The following is a 582-nucleotide window of genomic DNA, read 5'->3' as shown; positions in this document are numbered from 1 at the left end:
GATCCTCCTGCTGAAGTGCCTGCACACGGCGGCGGAACCGCGCCTTGAAGACCTCTTGGGCCAAGGGATCGGCTTCGGCATGGCGGGGGCGCGGCACTTGGCGGGTGAAGCCGAGCCGGCCCAGATAATCGGTGCCGCGCCGGGGGGAGACCAGACGCCCGAGCATGCCGGCGATCCATTGGGCGACCGAGCGGCCCGTCCACAAGCCACGGTCGGGCGGCGGATCGTCCAGGTTATCCCTCAGGCGGCGCTGTTGGCTTGCGTCGAGCAGCGGTCTGGCGCCGGGGTTGAACTGGCGCTGGTCGCCCAGCCCCGCAACCCCGGCCTCGTTATAACGTCCCACGATGACGCTGACCCAGCGCGGCGTGTACCCCGTCACCTCGGCCACGAACTGGGCCGAGCGCCCGCTGGTCAGCAGCCAGATGATCTGCAGATGCGTCCGCTCCGTCGCATCCGTCGCGGCCTTGTACAGCCGATGCAACTCATCGGCTGCAAGGTGATGAACCAAGTGAACCTTGCTGCCCATGCCAAATCAGGTGGAGCGGGCCAGCCTCAATGGAAGCCTTCACGCGCCGTCCGTAT

The 582-nt window shown here is 67.5% G+C and carries 1 protein-coding gene; it reads right to left on the bottom strand.

Annotated features, from left to right (window positions below):
• Positions 1-526, bottom strand: a 526-nt coding sequence (locus QSG27_RS29160) for a winged helix-turn-helix domain-containing protein (protein WP_306712378.1), incomplete at its 3' end; no start/stop codon positions are given.
• Between the last annotated feature and the right edge of the window lie 56 nt (positions 527-582).

Source organism: Azospirillum isscasi (assembly GCF_030849505.1).
Taxonomy (GTDB): Bacteria; Pseudomonadota; Alphaproteobacteria; order Azospirillales; family Azospirillaceae; genus Azospirillum; species Azospirillum isscasi.
The sequence above is the reverse complement of the archived record's forward strand: the minus strand, read 5'-3'. Positions and strand labels throughout refer to the sequence as shown.